The sequence below is a fragment of the Pseudomonas sp. JL27(2026) genome, assembly GCF_056933555.1.
The window spans coordinates 2,507,704-2,530,038 of sequence record NZ_CM167794.1 but is presented as its reverse complement, the minus strand read 5'-3'; the positions used below and the strand labels follow the sequence as shown (position 1 = coordinate 2,530,038).

Sequence of the window (22,335 nt, the reverse complement as noted above, 5' to 3'; positions counted from 1 at the left end):
GCGCTTGAGGAACAATGGATGTTCAGCCCTGCCCACCAGACGCATTTCAGCCTGTCTATCGACGACCTTGCGCATGACCTTCAAGTGCTCTCCTTTACCGGCAAGGAGGCGCTCAGCACGCCGTTTGCCTTCGAAGTGGAACTGGTCAGCGAACGCCCGGACCTGGACCTCGAAAGCCTGCTGCACAAGCAAGCCTTTCTGGCCTTCAACGACACCGACAGCGGCATTCACGGGCAAGTCTACCGAGTCGCCCAAGGGGCCAGCGGTAAACGCCTGACCCGCTACAGCGTGACGCTGAGGCCGCAACTCGCCTACCTGAGCCAACGCCACAACCAACGTATTTTTCAGCAGTTGCCGGTCAACCGCATCATTGCGCAGATCCTTGAAGAGCATGGCCTGTTGGGCAATGCCTATCGGTTTGCGCTGAGTACGCCGCTGCCCCCGCGCGACTACTGCGTGCAGTACGATGAATCGGACCTGCAATTCATCCAGCGCCTGTGCGAGGAAGAAGGTATCCACTACCACTTCCAGCACAGTCGCACCGGGCACGTGCTGGTGTTTGGCGACGACCAGACCGTGTTCCCCAAACTCGGCCGCCCCACCGCCTATCAACCGGACAGCGGCATGGCTGCCACCGAACCGGTGATCAAGGCGTTCGACCTGCGCCTGGAAGCGCGCACCAGCCGCACCACCCGCCGCGATTACGACTTCAAGAAGCCGCGGATGCTGCTGGAGTCTGACTACGAGCCGGAAAAGGACGCCAAACAGCCTGACCTGGAAGACTACGACTATCCAGGCCTGTTCACCGATCGCGAGCGAGGCAAGTTGCTCAGCCAGCACGCCCTGGAACGTCATCGCGCCGACTACCGCCAGGTCGCCGGTAAAAGCGACCAGCCGACCCTGGTCTGCGGTCACTTTCTGCAACTGGGCGAGCACCCGCGCACCGAGTGGAACGACCTGTGGCTGCTGACCGAGGTGTGCCATGAAGGCAAGCAACCGCAAGTCCTCGAAGAGTCCATCACCAGCGACGTGCAACTCTCGGACGGCTTTGTCCAGGGCTATCGCAACACGTTCAACGCCATCCCCTGGGCCACTTTCTACCGGCCGCCGCTGCCGCCCCGCAAACCCGTGCTGGCCAGCCAGACCGCCATCGTGACCGGCCCCAAGGGCGAAGAGATCTACTGCGACGAACACGGTCGGGTCAAAGTGCAGTTTCACTGGGACCGCGACGGCCGCTACGACGACCAAAGCAGTTGCTGGGTACGCGTGGCGTCCAGTTGGGCAGGCCCCGGTTATGGCCAGGTGGTCATCCCGCGCATCGGCATGGAAGTGTTCATCACCTTCCTGGAAGGCGACCCGGACAAACCGCTGATCACCGGTTGTGTGCCGAACAAGGTCACCCCCGTGCCCTACCCGCTGCCGGCGAACAAAACCCGCAGCGTGTTCAAGACCAACAGCAGCCTGGGCGGCAACGGCTCCAACGAACTGCGCATCGAAGACCGCGCTGGCCAGGAGCAGATCTTCATCCACGCCCAGCGCAACCAGGATTGCACCGTCGAGAACAACGAGAGCCATTGGGTCGGTGTCAACCGCGTCCATTCGGTGGGCCAGAACGAAACCGTGACCATCGGGCAAAACCGGATCAGGACGGTCAAGGTCGATGACACCTTGCAGGTCGGCGGCACGAAACTGGACAGCATCGGCACCCAATACATGATCGAGGCCGGTGAAAAACTGCGGCTGGTGTGTGGCCAGAGCGTCATCGAGATGACGGCGGACGGGGCGATCAACCTCTACGGCACCTCGTTCAACTTTTCGGTGACGGGCGACGCGCAAATCAATACCGGCGGAAAACTCGACATCAACATGCCCGGAGGCGCGGCAATCGCTACGCCGGAGGCCGATGGTGCCCAAGGCACGATCGAGGCGAAGGTCGATGGGGTGTTCTCCAATCCACCGGCACCCGCTATCTGAACAACATCCCCACGGACGAGATGACGTAAATGGATTACTTGCTACAGGAAGGCAGCCTCACTCTGCCCGCTGGCTTTCATGACCGCAGCGTCAACATGTTTGTCCCCAGTGTCGCCCTGCCGGCACCGTTCAGCCTGACGGTCTCACGCGATAACACGCTGCCGGGCGAGGCCCTTACCGACTACGTCGAACGTCAGGTCAGCCTGATTGCGGCCAAGCTGCGCAAGTACAAACACCAGGGCCTCAGCGCGGTCGTGCTGTCGGCGCAGGCGCCGATAGCGGGCCAGCAGGTCGATGCTCATTACCAGAGCGATGGCCGCCCGGTGTACCAGCGCCAGGCCGCGTTCATCGTGGCGCCCGAACGCGTGCTGGTGTTCACCGCCACCTGCCAGGTGCCGTTCGACGATCCGTTGAACCAGCTCTGGGCGGACGTACTGGCCAGCTTCAAGGCCCATCCGCCTGTGACCGCCACCCCTTGAGCCCACTCCGGCCTTGAAGGGTCGACGCGACAGAGAGACTTCGCATGTTCGAAGCAGCACGGCTTAATGACGAGATTGCCCACAGCAACGCCCTCGTCGGTTTCCTGGTGGGCGCGGCACTGGGGCTGGCCCTGATTGCAGCGGCAGCGATCTTTACGGTCGCGACTTGCGGCTTTGGGGCCGGCTTGGTGGTGGGTTTGATAGCAGGCCTGGGAGGGATGGGGCTGGCCGCTGGGGGTGAGGCCATAGGACGAATGTCCAAGGCCCCCGCCGGAGGCATCGAAAGCGGCTCCCCCGATGTGTTCATCAACGGCCTTAAGGCCGCTCAGGCCGAAGCCAGCACGGGGATCTGCAAGAAGCACCCGAACCCGTTGCCATTGGTTGCCGAAGGTTCAGGCAAGGTCTTCTACAACGGTTTGGCCGCTGCGCGCAAAGGCGACAAACTGACCTGCGGCAGTGCCATCGACAGCGGTTCGGACAACGTCTTTGTCGGCGCCGACGCCGAGCAATACCTGCCGATAGACGATGAAATCCCGCCATGGCTGCGCACCACCGTCGACATCCTCATGGCCGTGGCCGGTGCGGCCGGTGGCCTGCTGAAACTGGGCTTGATGGCCGGCAAGGTGGGCCTCAAGCAAGTGGCCCCCTGCGCCCTGAAATTCGCGGCGGGGTTCGTTGTCGGCGAGCTGGCCGGGCAATTCGTCATCGGCCCAGCCATCGGACGCGTCGCCGGGGCCCTGATGGGCAACCCGGTGGATGCCATCAGCGGGCGTAAACTGCTCCTGGAAGACGGCGAAACCGACTTCAGCCTGCCGGGGTTGATGCCCATCAGTTGGGCACGTTTTTATGCCAGCGACCTCATCCACGAAGGCCTGCTCGGGCGCGGCTGGGTGCTGCCGTGGGAACAAAGCCTGCGCCTGGAAGACGACCAGCTCTACCTGCGCGACAACCAGGGCCGTGACCTGCTGCTGCCGTCTCTTGAGCCGGGCGAACGCCTGTACCTGACGGACGAACAACTGTTTGTGGTGCGCTCCGAAGGCGGTCATTACCTGCTTCACAGCCTCGACAACACCTTCTTCTACTTCGGTGAATTGCCGGGAAACGGCCAACCCGCGCCACTGCGGCGGATCGAAAACGCGCTCGGTCATTTCCTCACGTTCAGCTACGACAACCAACAGCGTCTGAGCGACATCTGCGCCACGGGCGGCATTCGTCTGCATCTGTGTTACGACCATCACCCCCGGCGCCTGAGCCGTGTCGAGCGTGTGGTCGACAACCGACCGGTGGAAACCCTGGTGCATTACCAGTACGACGCCCACGGCCAGTTGCAACAGGTGATCAACCGCAACGGCGACCGGGTACGCAGCTTCGCCTACGAGCACGGGTTGATGGTCGCCCACGAGAACGCTCTCGGGCTGGTTTGCCATTACCGCTGGTCAACGACCTTCAGCGACAACGAACCGCGCGTGGTCGAGCACTGGACCAACGACGGCGAGCACTTCCACTTCCACTACGACCTTGCGCAACGGCAAACCGATGTTCGCGACGTGCTCGGGCGCGTCGCCCAGATCCACTACAACGAAGGTCGGCGCGTGGTGGCCAGCCGTGACTTCGGTGGCGAGCAGTACCGCTTCGAACTGGATAAATCAGGCAACATGACGGGCTTGGAATTGCCTGACGGCAACCAGCTCAAATTCGCCTACGACGACCTTTCCCGACTGGTCGAAGAAACCGATCCGCTGGGCCGCTCGACCTGCTACAGCTATCACCTGAACACCGACCTCGTCACCGCCATCGAGCGCCCGGATGGCAGCAGCGCGAGCTGGACTTATGACCGCAGCGGCAACCTGCTCGACAGCACCGACCCACTGGGCCAGGTCACTCAGTTCTTCAACAGCGACGCCGGCCTGCCACACACCTCCGTCGACCCGCTCGGCAACACCACCCACCTGTGGTGGAACAACCTCGGCCAGCTCGAGCAATACCAGGACTGCACCGGCAACCGCAGCCAGTACGCTTACGACGAACGCCTGCATCTGGTCAGCATCAAGGATGCCCTGGAACGCACCACCCGCCTGACCCGCAAGCCCGATGGCGAACTGCTGCGCATCGAACACCCCGACGGCAGCCACGACACCTACACCTACAACGCCCTCGGCCAGTTGCTCAGCCACACCGACGCCGACGACCACACCGTTTACCTGTCGCGCACCGCACGCGGTTTGCCGAGCAAGCGCAAGGATGCCCGTGGCCAGCAGGTGCATTACCAGTACGACAAAACCCAACGGCTGGTGGCGCTGATCAACGAAAACCAGGCGGCCTACCGGTTCAGCTACGACGCCAGCGACCGTCTGCAAGAAGAAGTTCGGGTGGACGGTCTCCGCCGGCGCTTCAGCTACAGCGTCGGCGGCTACCTGACCCAGCTGGACGAAATCGCTGCGCAGTCGTTCGACGAAGTCTCGCGTCAGCAGCAGTTCGAACACGATGCCGCAGGCCGTGTGCTCAGCCGCATGACCGCAGACGCGCGCCTCGACTATCAGTACGACGACGCCGACCGGGTGATTGCCATCGACCGCCTACCCACTGCGGCCGGTAAAGCGCTGGGCATCGGCGACGACCATCTGGCGTTCAGCTACGACGCGGCCGGCCAGTTGCTCAGTGAAACCAGCAGCAGCGGCGAGTTGCATTACCGCTACGACGTGCTGGGTAACCTCACCGGCCTGGAACTGCCAGACGGCCGTCAGCTCAATCAGCTTTACTACGGCAGCGGTCACCTGCATCAGGTCAACCTCGACGGTCATCTGATCAGCGACTTCGAGCGCGACGCCCTGCACCGCGAAACCCTGCGCACCCAAGGCAAACTCACCAGCCGCTTCGGCTACGACACCAAGGGCCGCAAACTCTGGCAGGCCGCGATCCAGTTGCCCCACGAGCAGCTCAGCCGGTTCAACGACAATACCGACAGCCTGCTCGGCCACCCACAACACCCGGCCACCGCCCTGCACCGCCGCTATCACTACAGCCCCGGCGGCGAAGTGCTGCGGGTGGTCGACAAGCAGCGCGACGTGACCGACTACAGCTACGACGCCAGCGGCCAACTGCGCAGCCGTCAACCGCAGCACCCGCAACTGCAAGTCGAAGACTTCTCCTACGACCCGGCCGGCAACCTCAGCGGCAGCGGCAAATGGCAATTCGACAACCGCCCGGACAACCGCATCCTGGCCTTCAAAGACCTGCGTTTCAGTTACGACACCTGGGGCAACCTCAGCGAAAAAACCAGCGCCAGCGGCGCGATGCAACGGTTCCACTACGACAGTGAAAACCGCCTCATCCACGCCCAGACCTGGCAAGGCACCACCCTGAGCAGCGAGGCCCGCTACCAGTACGACGCCGTGGGCCGACGCATCGGCAAACAGGTCACCCAGAACGAGCAAAACCAACACACCCGCTTCCTCTGGCAAGGCCTGCGCCTGCTTCAGGAACAACACGCCGAGCGCAGCAGCCTCTACATTTACGAACCCGGCAGCTACGCTCCCCTGGCCCGCGTCGACAACAACCCCGAACACCCGGAACAGGAAGCCCGGCACTACTACTTCCACACCGACCAGATCGGCACCCCCCAAGAAATGACCGACGCCGACGGCCACGTGGTGTGGCGCGCGTACTACAAAGCGTGGGGCGGTTTGGAGGCATTGTCACCGAACTTGGTGGAACAGAACCTGCGGTTCCAGGGGCAATACCACGACCGTGAAACCGGGCTGTACTACAACACGTTCCGGTACTACGATCCTGCGGTGGGGAGGTTCACCACTCAGGACCCGATTGGGTTGATGGGGGGGGATAATCTTTATCAGTATGCTCCCAATCCGAGTTCGTGGATTGACCCTTGGGGTTGGTGTAATGGCAATGCAAAGACTAGTACTAAGGCTCAACACGGATATGAAATCATTGATACTAAAAGTGGTGGCGCCGTGGTAAAAACCGGTGTAAGCGGTGGGCGTATACGGATAAGGGACGGCAAATCTGCACGTGCAGAAACTCAAGTACGAAAATGGAATGCTGAACCGGGAAACGCCAACAGATATGAGTCGCGCATTGTAAAACATGAGCCCGCGGGAGCTGATGCACGCGAGAACATATTAAAATGGGAAGCGCAAAATGCTAATGCACATCGCAGCACACTTGATCCTTTGAGGCACCACCGACCATGATACTAAAACAAATTTATCTCTACCCAGACCTCGTAGAGTTTCACAACCGCCCAGAAGATATCTCCATTATCAGGGATCAGACACGCCACATCTGCAATTATCTTGAGCGACAACTTTCATCATTGAAATTCAACTCTGAAAAATTCAATAAAATTTGCATTATAGGATACAGCAACCCACAAAGCGAAATGTATGTAGCATCCACGAAGGCTCTTGCTGTCCCGATCGTTTTTGACATAGACCGCTGCCGCTCGACCCCAACAGAGTTACTTGCCGAGTACTACATCGATTTATTGATCACCGGACTCAAAAAAGCCTCATCAAAATTTGATATTCCGCTCAATCATTTTCTCCAATGGCTTGATGATTTTAAAGCTGGCGGCCTTCGCAATGAATGGGTATTCAAAGATAAGAGTTTCCGCCACATAGGAATAAGATGTCGTCTCGACTGCGCCATGACACTTGACGAATTCAAACTAAAGCTACACGTATCCAAAGATGAAAAGACTGTATACGACCGTACAATTCTCGTCACACCTCCAGACGAAGTGGCTTTTCATTACAAATTCAAAGACATTCTCATTGAGGAGGACAATTTAATTATTACGACAAAGATCAATATTGGAGATGAGCGTATTTTATACTCCGTACCACTATCAGCATTGATATAGGCTGCGGACGCAATCCCATCTAACCGTTTATCTTTTACTGCTGACTAATTACCTTCTCTATGCTCATGCCGGTAGTCTTGACGGCAGGGTCGCCTTTAAGGATCTGCGTTTCAGCTACGACACCTGGGGCAACCTCAGCGAAAAAACCAGCGCGGGCGGTGCGATGCAACGGTTCCACTACGACAGTGAAAACCGCCTCATCCACGCCCAGACCTGGCAAGGCACCACCCTGAGCAGCGAGGCCCGCTACCAGTACGACGCCGTGGGCCGACGCATCGGCAAACAGATCACCCAGAACGAGCAAACCCAGCACACCCGCTTCCTCTGGCAAGGCCTGCGCCTGCTTCAGGAACAACACGCCGAGCGCCGCAGCCTCTACATTTACGAACCCGGCAGCTACGCCCCACTGACCCGCGTCGACAACAACCCCGAACACCCGGAACAGGAAGCCCGGCACTACTACTTCCACACCGACCAGATCGGCCCCCCCCCCAAGAAATGACCGACGCCGACGGCCACGTAGTGTGGCGCGCGTACTACAAGGCGTGGGGCGGTTTGGAGGCGTTGCCACCAAACCTGGTGGAACAGAACCTGCGGTTCCAGGGGCAATACCACGACCGGGAGACTGGGCTGTACTACAACACGCTCCGGTACTACGATCCTGCGGTGGGGAGGTTCACCACTCAGGACCCGATTGGGTTGATGGGTGGGGATAATCTTTATCAATATGGGCTTAATCCGCTGGTATGGGTCGACCCACTAGGCCTCAAGTGCTGGAATTCAGCAAGGCGTAGTTATTGGAAAGCGGAAGCAAAATCTGCTTCAAAAGGCATGTACTCAACAACCAATATGTTACGAATGCGTTCAGGATTGGCGCCAAGAATAAGAGTCAAAGAATTTCATTTTAGAACGCAGACAGTGAGAACAAGAAATGTCTCGCTAGAGTTAAATCATCGTCATTGGCCGCAGCGCACAGGACGTAACGTTGATATTCCATACAACCTGGAGAAAGTGACCCCATGGAAATATGCTGAAAATGACCCATTTAGATACCCAGGCTCAAAGCTAATAGAGGTAATACAAGGTATTGGAAACTACAAAGGATACTGACATGGCATTGCTAAACTTCATGAAGTCCGATTTTTATACGAGCTACTTGAATGATCTAGATAAAGAGATGCCTGTAAGCATTGATAGAGAAACGGCCATACACAGTATAATTATCGAAGTCATAACCACCTCACTAGAGAGCTCTTCCGTCTCTTTAGATGACATAGAATGGCTAATGAGCAATCATAGGCACAAAACCATAAGCTATACTGTAAACAAGTACAAAACATATATTGAGCCTGACGGAGGGGATGAAAACATAGTTAATGAAGCGCCACAAATAAACTTCCCAATCGGCCATTTGATTGAGTACTTCTTGATCTTAAACCATCCGGAAAGGCTTGTTGAATATATAAAATCTTCTAGAATACCAAGCGCAAAAAAATACGCTAAAGAAATTAATGGGATTTTTATAGAAGCCCAAAAAACTATCGGCTAGCGTTTTGAGTATCTTAGCCTAGGGACTAATCGATGATGATGTACTTGGACTTGTACTGACTCCAAGAATCGGGCAGTCATCCAAAGCAAAAAAGTACAGGCCGGCACTGAGTGCCGGTTTTTATTGAGATGTGTAAGCGCTCACTACAGGACCGACCAGTAAAATCTCGCCCTGAGGCGGGTAAGAAAATGGTGATCAGTCAGCTCCCAGTCTCAGGTGTACCTCGGCCAGCTAGAGCAATACCAGGACTGCACCGGCAATCGCAGCCAGTACGCTTACGACGAACGCCTGCATCTGGTCAGCATCAAGGATGCCTTGGAGCGCACCACCCGCCTGACCCGCAAGCCCGATGGAGAACTGCTGCGCATCGAACACCCCGACGGCAGCCACGACACCTACACCTACACCTACAACGCCCTCGGCCAGTTGCTCAGCCACTACAACACGTTCCGGTACTACGATCCGGCGGTGGGGAGGTTTACCACTCAGGACCCGATTGGGTTGATGGGGTGGATTGATCCGTGGGGGTTGAGCTGTAGCTCTGATGCATCAAAACTTGCAAGAAGTCTAGGTGGTGTACCAGGAGCCAAGCACAATGCTCACCATATTGTCATGTCTAACTCAAAAGATATTCGCATGCTCTGGCTAAGGCGGCGCATGAAAAAATTTGGAGTCGGTATTAATGACGAAGCAAATGGCATTTGGCTTCCAAATAAGGCTATTAGTCATCTCCCTGGCTCAAAGGCAACTGCACATGCGGGTGAAGGCGTACATGGCATTTCTTACAAACAGCATGCTTGGAATACCTTGAAGGGCTCAAAAACGAAAGTTGAATTTTAGATAGGACTAGCCAAGCTCCAAGACCAACTTAAGAACGGAAAGATCTTCCCTGCCGTGAGATAAGGAATCGCAATGAAAGATACTTTACAGTCGCTATTTGAAGACAACAAAAATAAATATCCAGAGCTTTTAAAATGGGTGGAACAAGAGTCAATATCAACCCAATGGGGAATTGGAGTAATGCCTGCCTATGACTTACTTCCTTACAATGCAGAGTTACTTGGCCACAAGGCAGGAAGAATGCTAAAAAATGAGTCAGAACCGGGAAACAACAAACAGTGTTACTATCTAGATAAGCATGGAAAAATAATCAGCGAGACAGAATATGCAGAATACAACTCAAGAGAGGGGCGCTGGCTGGTTTATAAGCGGTTTTTTATTTACAAGCCAGATCACGCAATTGAATTTACCTTTAGCAGCTCCCGAGACAATGATACAGAAGCCAACCTAAACCTTGTGAAATGGGCAAAACTCGAAAACAGCACAACAATAAATTCATATTTTTTGAACCGTCGCGGCAAATACATTGAACTAGACTACAACTACCAAAACAACAAAATCACCTCAATACACCAAAGATCATGGCTGACAGATGAAGTAATCACAAGTCGACTCTATCAATTAGTCCACACTAGCAATGGAGTGATTATTACCGAAGCTCTGTCGGACGGAAGCACATATAAAGTTTTTCCCAAAAAATAACTCTGGTTCAGTGTGACCTATCCGAAATGTTGTGCTTACAGTGGCTAAACATTTCGGCAGTCCCTTATTAGTGCGGCTCATACTCACATGATTCTCAGTTGCGACGGTCTGGGCTAACGCATCGGCAAACAGGTCACCCAGAACGAGCAAACCCAGCACACCCGCTTCCTCTGGCAAGGCCTGCGCCTGCTTCAGGAACAACACGCCGAGCGCCGCAGCCTCTACATTTACGAACCCGGCAGCTACGCCCCACTGGCCCGCGTCGACAACAACCCCGAACACCCGGAACAGGAAGCCCGGCACTACTACTTCCACACCGACCAGATCGGCCCCCCCCAAGAAATGACCGACGCCGACGGCCACGTAGTGTGGCGCGCGTACTACAAGGCGTGGGGCGGTTTGGAGGCATTGTCACCGAACCTGGTGGAACAGAACCTGCGTTTCCAGGGGCAGTACCACGACCGCGAAACCGGGCTGTACTACAACACGTTCCGGTACTACGATCCTGCGGTGGGGAGGTTCACCACTCAGGACCCGATTGGGTTGATGGGTGGGGATAATCTTTATCAATACGCGGCGAACTCAACCACTCGGACTAACACCATAAGACCCAGTAAACACCTGAACTTCTATTTAAATATTAGAAAACAAAGAGACATAGCACTGTGAATTTCGACACCAACAAATTACGAACCCAGATCATTTCTGCCGCCCGAGCGGCGATCAACAAAATCAAGACAGAAACAGTGAACACCGAAATCTGCGGGTTCGCATTATATACAGATTCAGACGCTATTTCTCTGGCAGCCTCTTTCAACAGCACGACTCACCTTGCGAAAATGCAAGAGCAGTATCCTGAAAACCCGATTTACCTCAAGTGGGCTCCCGCCGAATGGGCTCACGAAGACTTTGGATCCGAGTTCTTCACCGACATATCAAAAACCATGACAGAGCTATCCGACTCAGTTCCAGACGGCTCCGAATTTCAACAATATCGAAATGACATCTTCAATATCTGCGTAGAGGCCCTCAAAGACATAAGAGCATCCGAATCAGACGAGTGCATTTTCGTTTTTTCTGTGACTGACAGCCTGGATCCCGAAACGGAAACCCGCTGGATCAAGGAAATCAACTCGCCCTCGGAAGCCACCGAGTTTGAAGAGTGGATTTCTCAGCAATAGCCCGCAACGACTAAAGCCTTTCATACAGACCACCCGAAAATCAACGGTATCACTAAAGACACGGATCGAATCGCCCCCACATGACAACCCCAAATGAAGTCCTCAAAAAAGTAAGTAATCACACCTTCCTGGCATGCATTTTCAGCAAACATATTGACTGGAATGAACAGCTGGATACCCGCGACTCTACCGAGTTTGATAACGCCTGGCGCACCAGCCATGACACGCTCAACACAGCTAAATACTCCGAGAGCGAAACTACCACATCAATAAGGGAAACCGTATTCAAACAAGTCTTCAACCTAACCCAGAATGCCGAACTGGCGGGCTACGTGTCTGATGACTTCGGGTTGATTGCAATGACGCTCGACTGCAATGCTGACATTGAATTCATCAACAACCTCTGGGAAAGCTACTGCGGAGGAATTTTTCCAAACCACTAACCAGACGCTGCTGACTGAAACAACCAAGAAATCTGCGGAACCAGCCCTCAAAACCAGAAAACAGTGTTCCCGACACTACGACAAATGGATCCAATTGCCTCTATAATGCCGCCCGCATTTTCAGGCAGGTCATTTCAAGGCCCTCGGCCAACGGCCACGCGTTAATGCCCGAAGATAGCGCCCTACCCTGTCCGTTACACCGTTTTAGTACTCATCCCTATAGCAAGGAAGTTATTCAATGAAATGCCCTCACTGCGCAACAAACATCAGCCCTTTTTCACGTGCGCTCATGGGGCCGAGCAAACCGGGCGGTGCCCGTGAGTGCAAAGGTTGCGGCCAGTTTTTTTCGATCACGGCGGACAAGAAGTTGGCGGTGATTGTGGCTATCGCGGCGTCGACTGTCGGTTTTCTGGTGCTGCGTCCCATCCCGACGGTCGGGCCTGCGCTGTGGGGAGGTGTCACGATGCTGGTGACGTTCCTGGTGGCTGCGCGTTTGGTGAAGCACGAGCCTAAACCAGAGTAATCCTGCGCAGGAACAGAGAGGGTCGCAAAACCGGCACTTGCCAGGTTTCGCAGGGGCCAATATGATAACCATTATCATTAGCAACCCCCTCTCATCTTACTCCGTGCGTACTCCATGTCTTCGACTCCTCCGGCAAGCCTTTACGGTCTCGCGGCCCTGTACCGCGAGCAGCATTCCTGGCTGCAACGCTGGCTAAGGTGCCGGTTGGGTTGTTCGCACAGCGCGGCGGACCTGGCGCAAGACGTGTTCGTTCGTGTGTTGAGCAAGGCCGAACCGATCGAGGTTCGGGCACCGCGCAGCTTTCTGGCGACGGTGGCACAGAGTGTTCTGTCCAATCACTTCCGTCGGCAAAAGCTCGAAAAAGCCTACTTGCTGACGTTGGCGAGCTTGCCTGAAGCTGTAACGCCGGACCTCGAAACCCAAGCCATTTTGCTGGAAACCCTGCTGGAACTGGACGCCGTGCTGGAACGCCTGGAACTGCCGGTGCGCAAGGCGTTTCTCTGGTCCCAACTCGAAGGGTTGAGCCACGGCGAGATCGCCGATCGCCTGCACGTGTCCATCGCCACTGTCAAACGCTACATCGTCAAGGCCGGTGCCCAGTGCATCGTCCTTGACGGTGACTGGGCCTGAAGCGGCGATGGGCATCCCTCAACGTACACCCGGCGATGGCGCTATCGCGCTGAACATCGCCGAAGAGGCCATGCAGTGGTTACTGGAGTTGCAAGAGCCCCAGGTGTCGGAGCAAACCCGCGCACGCTGGTTACTCTGGCGCCAGGCCGACCCGCTGCACGAAAAGGCCTGGCAACGCGCCCAAGCCTTTTCGCTGCGCATGAGCGCGCTGCGTTCGCCCGGCCAGAAAGCGCTAGCGAGCGCCACGTTGTCACCGATGCTATCGCGTCGCAACACCCTGAAAAGTCTGGCCGTGCTACTCGCCGCCGGAGGGGTTGCCTGGGGCGCCAGGGACACCGCGCTTGTGCAAGGCTGGTCCAGTGATTTCAGCAGCGCCGTGGGTGAGCGCCGTACGTTGCAACTCGCTGAACACGTGACGGTGCAGCTCAACACCGACAGCGCCATTGACGTGAACTTCGACCCACAGGCACGGCTGATCCGCTTGCGCCGCGGGGAAATCATCGTCGATGTCGCCTCTGTCGACGGGCACCCGTTGTGGGTGCACACCGCCGAGGGTCGGATTCAGGCGCTGGGTACACGATTTGCCGTACGTCAACGCAACGGTTTTACCCAGGCCGGCGCGGTACAGGGCGGCCTCGGGGTGTTTCCGTTGGCGCCATCGGCCGCCCTCGCCCCGGTGCCCCACGGCGAAATCATCAGCTTCGACAGGCAAGGTCAGTTGGCCCGGCGCCCTCAGGATGCCGGCGAACTGGCCTGGACCCAAGGCATGATCGTCGCACGTGGCCAACGCCTGGCCGATTTCCTTGCGGACCTTGCCCGCTATCGTCCAGGTCATCTGGGGTGCGACCCATTGATTGCCGAGCTGCGGATCTCCGGGACTTTCCCGCTGGACGACACCGATAAAGTGCTCGCCGCCCTGGGTGAAACCTTTGCCCTGGACGTCCACCGCATGACCCGCTATTGGGTCACGCTGAAACCAAAAAACGCTTACAGCTGATTTTTTTGCGAATGGGTGAGCCGTTTTCGTTTCTCACGAGACTTGTATCCCAACGACCACTTCATTGGGATACCCCCCATGCGCCACCCGAATCAACCACGCCCGCTCAAACAGCAACTGGCCGCCGCTGTGCTGCACGGCATTGTTTGCATGACCGCAACCAGCCCGCTGTGGCTGGCGTCGCCCCAGGTACAGGCTGCACAAAACCAGCTCGACTTCGCCATCCCGGCCGGGCCATTGAGTGAAGCGCTGGCGCGATTCGGTGAGACCGCACATTTGCTGGTCAGCTACCCCGCCGAGCTGACCGAGGGCCGCAGGACCCAAGGGCTGAACGGACACTTTGACGTAGCCAGTGGCCTGGAAGTGCTGCTCGGCGGCACCGGCCTGCAAGCGGTGCCCGGCGCCAACGGCGCTTACCGTATCGCCGAACGCCCGAGCACAAACGCCATGCAACTGGATGCCTTGACCATTTCCGGCAAGGCCCCCGGTTCGACCACCGAAGCCACCGACTCCTACACCACGCAGTCTTCCAGCAGCTCGACGCGCCTGAACCTGACCCCGCGCGAAACGCCGCAGTCGCTCACCGTGATGACCCGCCAGCGGCTCGACGATCAACGCCTGACGAACCTGGTCGACACCCTGGACGCCACCCCCGGAATCATCGTGCTGCGCGATGGCATGGGCACCGAATCCGACAGTTTCTGGTCCCGTGGTTTTCAAATCCAGAACGTCGAAATCGACGGCGTGCCGACCGTCACCCGCATGGATAACTACTCCCAAAGCATGGCCCAGTACGACCGCGTTGAAGTCGTGCGCGGTGCCACGGGCCTGATCAGCGGGCTGGGCAACCCGGCAGCCACCATCAACCTGATCCGCAAACGTCCGACCTATGAAGCGCAGGCCAGCGTCACGGGCGAAGCAGGCAACTGGGACCGCTACGGCACCGGGTTCGACGTCTCCGGCCCATTGACCGAAAGCGGCAACGTCCGTGGCCGGCTGGTGGCCGACTACAAAACCGGCGGTGCCTGGATCGACCGTTTTAAAGAACAATCGCAGTTGCTGTACGGCATCACCGAGTTCGACCTGAACGAAGACACGTTATTGACGATGGGTTTCAGTTACCTGCGCACCGACGTCGACGCCCCCCTGCGCTCCGGCCTGCCCACACGCTTGCCCAACGGCGCCCGGACCGACCTGAGCCGCTCGACCAATGGCTCGCCTGACTGGTCCTATAACGATCACGAGCAGACCAGTTACTTCACCTCCATCGAGCAACAACTGGGCAACGGCTGGAGTGGCAAGATCGAGTACACCCACACCGAAAACAAATTCGACGAGCTGTTCACCTACCTCAACGGCACCCTGCAACCCGACGGCAGTGGCACCAGCCTGTTGCCGGTGCGGTTCTCCGGTGTTCCGCGCCAGGACAACCTGGACCTGTACCTGACCGGGCCACTGAACCTGTTGGGTCGTGAACACGAATTGATCGGCGGGCTGACCCTGTCCAACTACAACGAGAACGTGCCGAGGTACGGCGGCTGGCGTTATGACTATTCGGGCTCCAGTGCCGGTGCCATCGACAACCTGTTCGACTACCACGGCAACAACCCCAAGCCGGATTTCCCGGTCGTCGACAAATCGTCCACCGAGGAAACCCAGTACGCCGCCTACCTCACTGGCCGGTTCCACCTGACCGACGATTTGAACCTGATCCTGGGCGGACGCCTGGTCGACTGGAAACGCGATACCGAAGAGGGGCCGAGCGGTTCGCGCATCGAAACCCGCAGCCGGGAAACCGGGGTGTTCATTCCTTACACCGGTGTAGTCTATGACCTGACCGACGTTTGGTCGGTGTACGCCAGCTACACCAGCATCTTCAACCCGCAAGCCTCCTGGGTACGGGATAAAAACAACCGGTCGCTGGCGCCGATGCAAGGCAAAGGGTACGAGTTGGGTGTGAAAGGCACGCACTTCGACGGTCGTCTGAACTCCAGCATGGCGCTGTTCAAACTCAAGCAGGACAACCTCGCCGTGTGGCAGGCCGAATTCCCGGGCAGCAACATCTATAAGTCAGAGCAGGACACCACGTCCCAAGGCGTGGAGTTCGAGCTCAATGGCGAACTGGCCGAGGGCTGGCAAGCCAGCGCCGGTTATGCCTACACCGTGACCACGGACGCCGATGACAAACGCATCAACACCACCCTGCCACGCCAAAGTCTCAAGACCTTCAGCACCTACCGCCTGCCGGGCGCGTTCGACAAACTGACCCTGGGCGGTGGCGTGAACTGGCAAAGCAAAGTGGGCAATGACCTGCACACTTTCACCCAGGGCAGCTACGCGATCACCAACCTGATGGCGCGCTATGACATCAGCCAACAGCTCAGCGCTTCGGTCAACCTCAACAACCTGTTCGACCGCGAGTACTACAGCTACGCCGGCGCCTACGGCAACTACGGGGCGCCACGCAACATCATGACCAGTTTCAAGTACAACTTCTGACCCTCGGCCGGCTACGTCAGCGCCTGTCTAACGATGGGCCTGACGCACCCGGCCACCTGGCTGGAACAGGTATCATCCGTACCAGATTATCTGGCCTGGGAGCCTGTCATGGAAAAAGACGAGAACAGAATTCGTGAAGTCATTGGTGTATTTCGGGGCATTGACCAACTGGCCGGGTTCGCCAGGGAACGCTCCGGCTGGGGAGACAGCGACGGTGGCTTTGGCGTGATCTATCCAGAGGACCTGGACGAGTACCAACGAGAAGTGGAAAAACTCTGCATTCCTGATGGTCAGGTCGAAATCTATGGCTTCTGGGGGCCGCCAAACGGTTATCAGTTCCTGGCCATGGAGACGTTTTACCTGAAGATCCTGGCTTCGATGCTGGAGTCACTGGGCCAGCGCGACTCTGCCCAAGAGGTGCGGGAGCTGATCCCTCTCTGCCCGACTGCGCCGTGCACCTGAGCCCGGTGTTCAACGGCTGAACCGCCGACATCATCGGCTCGGCCCTGCTCGCCTTCATCAGCCAGCCCTGGAGCACCGGTGCCCGCCCTCACCGAGCAGCCCTGGTTACCGGTGCAGGCCTGCCTGCTCCTTGGTGGCCGGGGGTTGCTGGAGCTGACCGGGCCCTGGATACCAGGGCCTTGAACGTGCGTGGCTCAGAGCTTGGCAATCGACACCTCGGTGGATTTGACGAAGGCAATGACTTCGCTGCCGACCACCAGTTCCAGGTCTCGAATGGAGCGCGTGGTAATCACCGAGGTGACGATGCCCGACGCGGTTTGCACATCGACTTCGGACACCACCGAACCTTCGACGATTTCCTTGACGACGCCTCTGAACTGGTTGCGAACGTTGATTGCTTTGATGGTCATGGCGAGGCTTCCTGTCTGGGTGAACCCATCGTGATCGCTGGGCAGGCCCCTAACATGCACCCAGAAAAACCATTAACAAAGGAATAAATAAATATCTAGTTATTCTATTTAGGCATAACAGTAAACCGCAATCCACCTGCAAAAACACCCGATCCGAGGCAAATACCCCAGCCCTGTTGAAGACACATCGTCCTCTGCACAGCGCACATTGCTGGTTCCGGAACCCTCGATTAAGCTCAGTCCCGTGCGGCCGTCCGGCTGCAATCCTTCGCTCGAAGACATCCATGACCGACCAGACCAACCCGCACCAGCTCGAAATCCAGCAATTGCGCGAGATGATTGCGCACAACTCCGATTGGTTGTGGGAGGTAGACACCCAGGGTCGCTATACCTTTTGTTCTGAACACATTCGGCAGTTACTCGGGTACACCCCCGAACAAGTGCTTGGCCGCACACCCTTCGACCTGATGCCAACGGAGGAAGCCGTACGCCTGGCCGAGACGTTTTCCGCGATTGTTGCGCAGCAAAAACCCTTCAGTGGCCTGATCAATCGCAACGTGCGCGCCGACGGCACGCTGGTGCTGCTGGAAACCAGTGGCGTGCCGGTGTTCGAAAACGGCGTGTTCAAAGGTTATCGCGGCATCGACCGGGACATCTCGCCGTCCATTGGCCCCTTGAGCACGCGCGTCGTTCAGCTTGAAGCGCTGTACGCCGCTGCGCCGATTGCACTGGGGTTGATCGACCGGGCGGGGTTGTTCGTCAATGCCAACCATGCCCTGGCCGAGTTGCTCGGGGTCGACGCCAATTGGCTGCCGGGCCGCAACGCCCAGGACTTTCTGCCCATTGCCACGGCGGACATTCCCCAGGCGTTCACGCAGATGGAGTTAGGTCGCACGGTTGCGCAAAGCTATCTGGAGCGCAACGACCACAGCTACCTGTTGACGGTCAAAAGCGTGCGCGATCCCAATGCTCACGTCATTGGCATGACCATCGCGCTGACCGATGTCAGCGAACAGCAGCGCATGCGTGAAGCCCTCGCACGCAGTTACGAGCAGTTGGCCGCCGTCAATGCCCGGCTCAGTGAACTGGCGGAAAACGACTACCTCACCGGCCTGCCCAACCGCCGTCGTTTCGATGAGCTGCTGCTCACACAGATTGCGCTGGCAAACCGCGAGCAGCGTCCACTCTCGCTGTTGATGCTCGATGTCGACCAGTTCAAGGCCTACAACGACCACTACGGGCACCAGGCCGGCGATGACTGCCTGCGCCGCCTCGCCCAGGTCTTTCGGGCCAGCCTGATGCGTCCCGGCGATACCGTGTGCCGCTATGGCGGCGAAGAGTTTTCGGTGGTCTTGCCCAACACCTGCGCCGACGCTGCACGGCACATTGCCGAACGCCTGCGCCACCATGTCGTGGAAGCGGGATTGGCCCACGCGCGCTGCGAGGCCGGGCACGTCACCGTCAGCATTGGCGTCGCGACCCTGGGTTCGTTCAACCCTGATGTGATGGTGGCGAGCCCGCTGATCGAAGCCGCCGACCGCGCGCTGTACCGCGCCAAGCAAAACGGGCGTAATCGCGTGTGCCCGGCGAGCACGCCTTCAATACCCTAGAACAACCCCAGCTGCCCGCCGATCAACGTGGTGAAGTCATCATTGACGAACGGCAGAATGGCGTCGGCCACCGGTTGCAGTTGCCGGGTGACGTAATGGTCATAGTCGATGGCTGCCTGGCGGATTTCCAGTGGCTCGGGCCCGGCAACGCTCATGACATAACTGATCCAGCCACCGCTCTGGTACTGCCGGGGCCGCCCCTGGCGGTCGTTGTAGTCGTCTGCGGCCCGCGCTGCCCGCACGTGGGGCGGCACGTTGCGCTGGTACTCATCGAGTGGCCGGCGCAGGCGCTTGCGGTAAATCAATCGCTCATCGAACTCGCCGGCCAGGGTCCGGCGCACGTAATCGCGGACATAGTCCTGATAGGGCTGGCGGTGAAAAATGAGCAAGTAGAGTTCCTGCTGGAACTGCCGGGCCAGCGGCGACCAATCGGTGCGCACGGTTTCCAGGCCCTTGTAGACCATCTCGTCAGTACCGTCGGGCCGGGTGACCAGGCCCGCGTAGCGCTTTTTGCTGCCCTCCTCGGCGCCACGAATGGTCGGCATCAGAAAGCGCTTGAAGTGTGTTTCGAACTGCAACTCCAGGGCACTGTCCAGCCCGAACTCGTCCCGCAAATGGCTGCGCCACCATTGGTTGACGTGCGCGACCAGCGCCTGGCCGATCTGCGCCGCTTCCTGCTGGCCGTGGGCCCGGCGCAGCCAGACGAAGGTGGAATCGGTGTCGCCATAGATCACCGTGTGGCCCTGGGCTTCGATCAGTTTGCGGGTCTTGAGCATGATTTCATGCCCGCGCAAGGTGATCGACGACGCCAGGCGCGTGTCGAAAAAGCGGCAGCCGCTGGAGCCGAGCACACCGTAGAAGGCGTTCATGATGATTTTCAGTGCCTGGGACAACGGCGCATTGTGCTCGCGCTTGGCGGTTTCGCGCCCTTCGGCGACCCGCGCCACAATGGCCGGCAGGCAGTGGCGCGAACGGGAAAAACGCGCCCCACGAAAACCCGGCACCGAGGCCTGGTCATCGGGATGGCGCAGGCCTTCGATCAGCCCCACAGGGTCAATCAGAAAGGTACGGATGATCGAGGGGTACAGGCTCTTGTAATCGAGCACCAGCACCGACTCATAGAGCCCCGGTTGCGAGTCCATGACGAACCCGCCGGGGCTGGCTTCTGGCGGCCGTTCGCCAAGGTTCGGCGCCACAAAACCCTGGCGGTGCATCAGCGGCAGGTAGAGATGGGTGAACGCCGCGACCGAGCCGCCGCTGCGGTCGGCCGGCAGGCCTGTGACGCTCGCGCGCTCCAGCAAAAAGGTCAGTAACTGGGTCTTGGCGAAGATCCGCGTCACCAGTTCGCAGTCCTTGAGGTTGTAGCGCGCCAGAGCCGGTTTGTCCTCGGCGAACATGCGGTTGATTTCGTCCATGCGCTGGTACGGGTTATCAATCGACTTGCCTTCACCCAGCAACGTTTGGGCGACGTTCTCCAGGCTGAACGAAGGGAAACTCCAGGTCGCCGAGCGGAGCGCCTCAATGCCGTCGATGATCAACCGGCCGGCAGCCGCCGCGAAGTAGTGGTTATTGCCCGAGCCATGTTCGCGCCACTGCATTTCCTCGCCACCGCGCCCCAAACGCAGCGGCACCGCCAGGCGACGGGCGTGTTCATGCAGCACGCGCAGGTCGAACTGCACCAGGTTCCAGCCGATGATCGCGTCGGGGTCGTGGCGGGCCAGCCAGTCGTTGAGTTTTTTCAGCAGCAGGGTTCGGGAGTCACAGTATTCGAGCGCGAAATCCACGGCGCTGTCGTCGCCGTTCGGCGGCCCGAGCATGTACACCTGCCGTTGGCCACAGCCTTCGAGCGCGATGGAGTACAACTCGCCCTGCGCGGTGGTTTCGATGTCCAGCGAACACAGCTTGAGCTGCGGTCGATAGTCCGGTGCCGGTTTCATCTGCGCGTCGACTAACAGCACGTCGCCGGCCGGTGTACCGCTGAACGACACCGGGGCGGTGATGAAACGCTCCATCAGGTAGCGTTCCGGTGGTCGGATGTCGGCTTCGTAGACATCCACGCCGGCCCGGCGCAAGACGTTGTCCAGGTGCATCAACTGGCGGTGCTGCTGGCAATACAACCCCAGCACCGGGCGATGGTGAAAGTCCAGCAAGGCCAGCGGGCGCAGCTCGACCCCGCGCTCGTCACGCAACAACGGTTCGGCCTGCTCACGCTGCGCCGCCACCATAAATGCCACAGACGGCTGGGGCGGCAACCGGACACACCGCGGGCCGGCATCCGTCGCCAGCCAGAACTCGACCTGCGTCCCGGCGGGCGTGTCGCGCCAGTGCCGGGTCAAGACGAACCCTTGCTGTAAATCCACCACTGCAACCTCACATGCCCGTTTCAGCCGGCAATTCTACTCGCCCTCGACGTCGATAGCCCGCTGCATCCTGTGCACGGTGCGGATTGACCGTTATCGCTGAAAAAACCTCCACCCATGACGCTTTTCCACCCTATATGTGCCGCTTTGGACCTTGCCCGACGAGCGTACGTCTACGATGCTGTAAGAACCGACCGGGCAGCTTGCGGCTGCCCCGATAAAAAGAGTGGAGAGGCCTCATGAAGACCGTTGCGCAACTGCTGAAATTAAAGGCCAGCCAGAACCAGCAGGTTCACACCATCAAACCTGATCAGATGGTGCTCGAAGCACTGATGAAAATGGCCGAGAAAAACGTCGGCGCCCTGCCCGTCGTTGAAAATGGCGAGATCGTGGGCGTGATCAGTGAACGTGACTACGCACGCAAACTGGTCCTCAAGGGTCGGTCTTCGGTCGGTACACCGGTCAAGGAAATCATGAACTCGCCCGTGATCACCGTGGACTCGCACCAAACCGTCGAGACCTGCATGGGCATCATGACTGACAAGCACCTGCGTCACTTGCCGGTGGTGGAGAACGGCCAATTGCTGGGGTTGCTGTCCATCGGCGACCTGGTCAAGGAAGCCATTGCCGAACAGGCCGAGCTGATTCGGCAGTTAGAGCAGTACATCCGCGGCGAATAACCCGCCCGCTGCAACGTGCAACCCGGCCGCCCGTACACGGCCGGGTTGCAGCGACGAGCGCTATCGCACGCGCAGGATTTGCTCTATCGCCATGCACTTCTATATTGAGGGAGT

Annotated in this window: 20 protein-coding genes and 2 pseudogenes; 20 read left to right on the top strand and 2 right to left on the bottom strand. The window is 58.2% G+C overall.

Translation table 11 applies throughout. From position 1 onward, the window contains the following. The first annotated feature begins 18 nt into the window (after positions 1–18). The 18 genes and pseudogenes from AC1Z1G_RS11515 (at position 19) to AC1Z1G_RS11430 (ending at position 17,161) form a co-directional block, all read left to right on the top strand. On the top strand, positions 19–1,974 hold the full coding sequence (locus tag AC1Z1G_RS11515) for a type VI secretion system Vgr family protein (protein ID WP_483627026.1): 1,956 nt from the start codon (positions 19–21) through the stop codon (positions 1,972–1,974). Positions 1,975–2,003: 29 nt separating this feature from the next. Further along, positions 2,004–2,453 (top strand): DcrB-related protein, encoded by a 450-nt coding sequence (locus AC1Z1G_RS11510; protein ID WP_483623469.1) that lies wholly within the window; start codon positions 2,004–2,006, stop codon positions 2,451–2,453. A 44-nt stretch (positions 2,454–2,497) separates the two neighbouring features. Further along, positions 2,498–6,664 carry an RHS repeat-associated core domain-containing protein gene (locus AC1Z1G_RS11505; protein ID WP_483627025.1) on the top strand — a complete coding sequence of 1,389 codons (4,167 nt, stop codon included), beginning with the start codon at positions 2,498–2,500 and terminating at the stop codon, positions 6,662–6,664. Continuing rightward, on the top strand, positions 6,661–7,335 hold the full coding sequence (locus AC1Z1G_RS11500) for a hypothetical protein (protein ID WP_483627024.1): 675 nt from the start codon (positions 6,661–6,663) through the stop codon (positions 7,333–7,335). The genes AC1Z1G_RS11505 and AC1Z1G_RS11500 overlap by 4 nt, the downstream gene beginning before the upstream one ends. A gap of 1 nt (position 7,336) precedes the next feature. After that, positions 7,337–7,837, top strand: a complete 501-nt coding sequence (locus AC1Z1G_RS11495) for a hypothetical protein (RefSeq protein ID WP_483627809.1) — start codon at positions 7,337–7,339, stop codon at positions 7,835–7,837. Further along, a complete protein-coding gene (locus AC1Z1G_RS11490; protein ID WP_483627023.1) occupies positions 7,834–8,445 on the top strand; it encodes an RHS repeat-associated core domain-containing protein in 612 nt (203 codons plus the stop codon). Before AC1Z1G_RS11495 ends, AC1Z1G_RS11490 begins: the two co-directional genes overlap by 4 nt. 1 nt (position 8,446) lies before the next feature. Further along, positions 8,447–8,884, top strand: coding sequence for a hypothetical protein (locus tag AC1Z1G_RS11485; protein ID WP_483627022.1), 438 nt, complete (start codon positions 8,447–8,449; stop codon positions 8,882–8,884). Between the two features lie 237 nt (positions 8,885–9,121). Continuing rightward, a pseudogene (locus AC1Z1G_RS11480) lies at positions 9,122–9,427 on the top strand (RHS repeat-associated core domain-containing protein); the annotation flags it as partial. After that, positions 9,413–9,724: an AHH domain-containing protein gene (locus tag AC1Z1G_RS11475; protein WP_483627808.1), complete on the top strand. Its 312-nt coding sequence runs from the start codon at positions 9,413–9,415 to the stop codon at positions 9,722–9,724. The pseudogene AC1Z1G_RS11480 and the gene AC1Z1G_RS11475, both read left to right, overlap by 15 nt. Before the next feature lie 72 nt (positions 9,725–9,796). Then, complete coding sequence (locus AC1Z1G_RS11470; RefSeq protein ID WP_483627021.1) at positions 9,797–10,426, top strand: hypothetical protein; 630 nt, start codon at positions 9,797–9,799, stop codon at positions 10,424–10,426. 117 nt (positions 10,427–10,543) lie between these two features. After that, positions 10,544–11,011, top strand: a pseudogene (locus tag AC1Z1G_RS11465) (RHS repeat-associated core domain-containing protein); the annotation flags it as partial. A gap of 80 nt (positions 11,012–11,091) precedes the next feature. Then, positions 11,092–11,607, top strand: a complete 516-nt coding sequence (locus tag AC1Z1G_RS11460) for a DUF4303 domain-containing protein (RefSeq protein WP_483627020.1) — start codon at positions 11,092–11,094, stop codon at positions 11,605–11,607. Positions 11,608–11,687: 80 nt separating this feature from the next. Next, positions 11,688–12,050 carry a hypothetical protein gene (locus tag AC1Z1G_RS11455; RefSeq protein WP_483627019.1) on the top strand — a complete coding sequence of 121 codons (363 nt, stop codon included), beginning with the start codon at positions 11,688–11,690 and terminating at the stop codon, positions 12,048–12,050. Positions 12,051–12,288: 238 nt separating this feature from the next. After that, the gene (locus AC1Z1G_RS11450; protein ID WP_483627018.1) at positions 12,289–12,573 is read left to right on the top strand and encodes a hypothetical protein; all 285 of its coding nucleotides are present in this window, start codon (positions 12,289–12,291) and stop codon (positions 12,571–12,573) included. Between the two features lie 114 nt (positions 12,574–12,687). Beyond that, complete coding sequence (locus AC1Z1G_RS11445) at positions 12,688–13,203, top strand: sigma-70 family RNA polymerase sigma factor (protein ID WP_483627017.1); 516 nt, start codon at positions 12,688–12,690, stop codon at positions 13,201–13,203. A gap of 7 nt (positions 13,204–13,210) precedes the next feature. After that, entirely contained in the window at positions 13,211–14,200 is a 990-nt protein-coding gene (locus AC1Z1G_RS11440) for a FecR domain-containing protein (RefSeq protein ID WP_483627016.1), read from the top strand. Positions 14,201–14,278: 78 nt separating this feature from the next. Then, positions 14,279–16,699, top strand: a complete 2,421-nt coding sequence (locus AC1Z1G_RS11435; protein ID WP_483627015.1) for a TonB-dependent siderophore receptor — start codon at positions 14,279–14,281, stop codon at positions 16,697–16,699. A gap of 108 nt (positions 16,700–16,807) precedes the next feature. Further along, the gene (locus tag AC1Z1G_RS11430) at positions 16,808–17,161 is read left to right on the top strand and encodes a hypothetical protein (protein ID WP_483627014.1); all 354 of its coding nucleotides are present in this window, start codon (positions 16,808–16,810) and stop codon (positions 17,159–17,161) included. A 194-nt stretch (positions 17,162–17,355) separates the two neighbouring features. On the opposite strand, the gene AC1Z1G_RS11425 is transcribed toward AC1Z1G_RS11430, so the two are convergent. Further along, positions 17,356–17,571, bottom strand: a complete 216-nt coding sequence (locus AC1Z1G_RS11425) for a TOBE domain-containing protein (RefSeq protein WP_347905535.1) — start codon at positions 17,569–17,571, stop codon at positions 17,356–17,358. Positions 17,572–17,855: 284 nt separating this feature from the next. On the opposite strand from AC1Z1G_RS11425, the gene AC1Z1G_RS11420 reads away from it, so the two are divergent. Next, a complete protein-coding gene (locus AC1Z1G_RS11420) occupies positions 17,856–19,181 on the top strand; it encodes a sensor domain-containing diguanylate cyclase (RefSeq protein ID WP_483627013.1) in 1,326 nt (441 codons plus the stop codon). On the opposite strand, the gene AC1Z1G_RS11415 is transcribed toward AC1Z1G_RS11420, so the two are convergent. Beyond that, complete coding sequence (locus AC1Z1G_RS11415) at positions 19,178–21,541, bottom strand: DNA polymerase II (protein WP_483627012.1); 2,364 nt, start codon at positions 21,539–21,541, stop codon at positions 19,178–19,180. The genes AC1Z1G_RS11420 and AC1Z1G_RS11415 overlap by 4 nt on opposite strands. A gap of 239 nt (positions 21,542–21,780) precedes the next feature. On the opposite strand from AC1Z1G_RS11415, the gene AC1Z1G_RS11410 reads away from it, so the two are divergent. Further along, complete coding sequence (locus tag AC1Z1G_RS11410; protein WP_483627011.1) at positions 21,781–22,221, top strand: CBS domain-containing protein; 441 nt, start codon at positions 21,781–21,783, stop codon at positions 22,219–22,221. The last annotated feature ends 114 nt before the right edge of the window (positions 22,222–22,335 follow it).

What these genes read in the sequence shown, in the direction of transcription:
- AC1Z1G_RS11425 (WP_347905535.1), bottom strand. Translation starts at nt 17,571, where the DNA reads ATGACCATCAAAGCAATCAACGTTCGCAACCAGTTCAGAGGCGTCGTC.
- AC1Z1G_RS11430 (WP_483627014.1), top strand. Translation starts at nt 16,808, where the DNA reads ATGGAAAAAGACGAGAACAGAATTCGTGAAGTCATTGGTGTATTTCGG.
- AC1Z1G_RS11510 (WP_483623469.1), top strand. Translation starts at nt 2,004, where the DNA reads ATGGATTACTTGCTACAGGAAGGCAGCCTCACTCTGCCCGCTGGCTTT.
- AC1Z1G_RS11450 (WP_483627018.1), top strand. Translation starts at nt 12,289, where the DNA reads ATGAAATGCCCTCACTGCGCAACAAACATCAGCCCTTTTTCACGTGCG.
- AC1Z1G_RS11500 (WP_483627024.1), top strand. Translation starts at nt 6,661, where the DNA reads ATGATACTAAAACAAATTTATCTCTACCCAGACCTCGTAGAGTTTCAC.
- AC1Z1G_RS11490 (WP_483627023.1), top strand. Translation starts at nt 7,834, where the DNA reads ATGACCGACGCCGACGGCCACGTAGTGTGGCGCGCGTACTACAAGGCG.
- AC1Z1G_RS11455 (WP_483627019.1), top strand. Translation starts at nt 11,688, where the DNA reads ATGACAACCCCAAATGAAGTCCTCAAAAAAGTAAGTAATCACACCTTC.
- AC1Z1G_RS11515 (WP_483627026.1), top strand. Translation starts at nt 19, where the DNA reads ATGTTCAGCCCTGCCCACCAGACGCATTTCAGCCTGTCTATCGACGAC.
- AC1Z1G_RS11435 (WP_483627015.1), top strand. Translation starts at nt 14,279, where the DNA reads ATGCGCCACCCGAATCAACCACGCCCGCTCAAACAGCAACTGGCCGCC.
- AC1Z1G_RS11420 (WP_483627013.1), top strand. Translation starts at nt 17,856, where the DNA reads ATGACCGACCAGACCAACCCGCACCAGCTCGAAATCCAGCAATTGCGC.
- AC1Z1G_RS11485 (WP_483627022.1), top strand. Translation starts at nt 8,447, where the DNA reads ATGGCATTGCTAAACTTCATGAAGTCCGATTTTTATACGAGCTACTTG.
- AC1Z1G_RS11505 (WP_483627025.1), top strand. Translation starts at nt 2,498, where the DNA reads ATGTTCGAAGCAGCACGGCTTAATGACGAGATTGCCCACAGCAACGCC.
- AC1Z1G_RS11470 (WP_483627021.1), top strand. Translation starts at nt 9,797, where the DNA reads ATGAAAGATACTTTACAGTCGCTATTTGAAGACAACAAAAATAAATAT.
- AC1Z1G_RS11440 (WP_483627016.1), top strand. Translation starts at nt 13,211, where the DNA reads ATGGGCATCCCTCAACGTACACCCGGCGATGGCGCTATCGCGCTGAAC.
- AC1Z1G_RS11445 (WP_483627017.1), top strand. Translation starts at nt 12,688, where the DNA reads ATGTCTTCGACTCCTCCGGCAAGCCTTTACGGTCTCGCGGCCCTGTAC.
- AC1Z1G_RS11410 (WP_483627011.1), top strand. Translation starts at nt 21,781, where the DNA reads ATGAAGACCGTTGCGCAACTGCTGAAATTAAAGGCCAGCCAGAACCAG.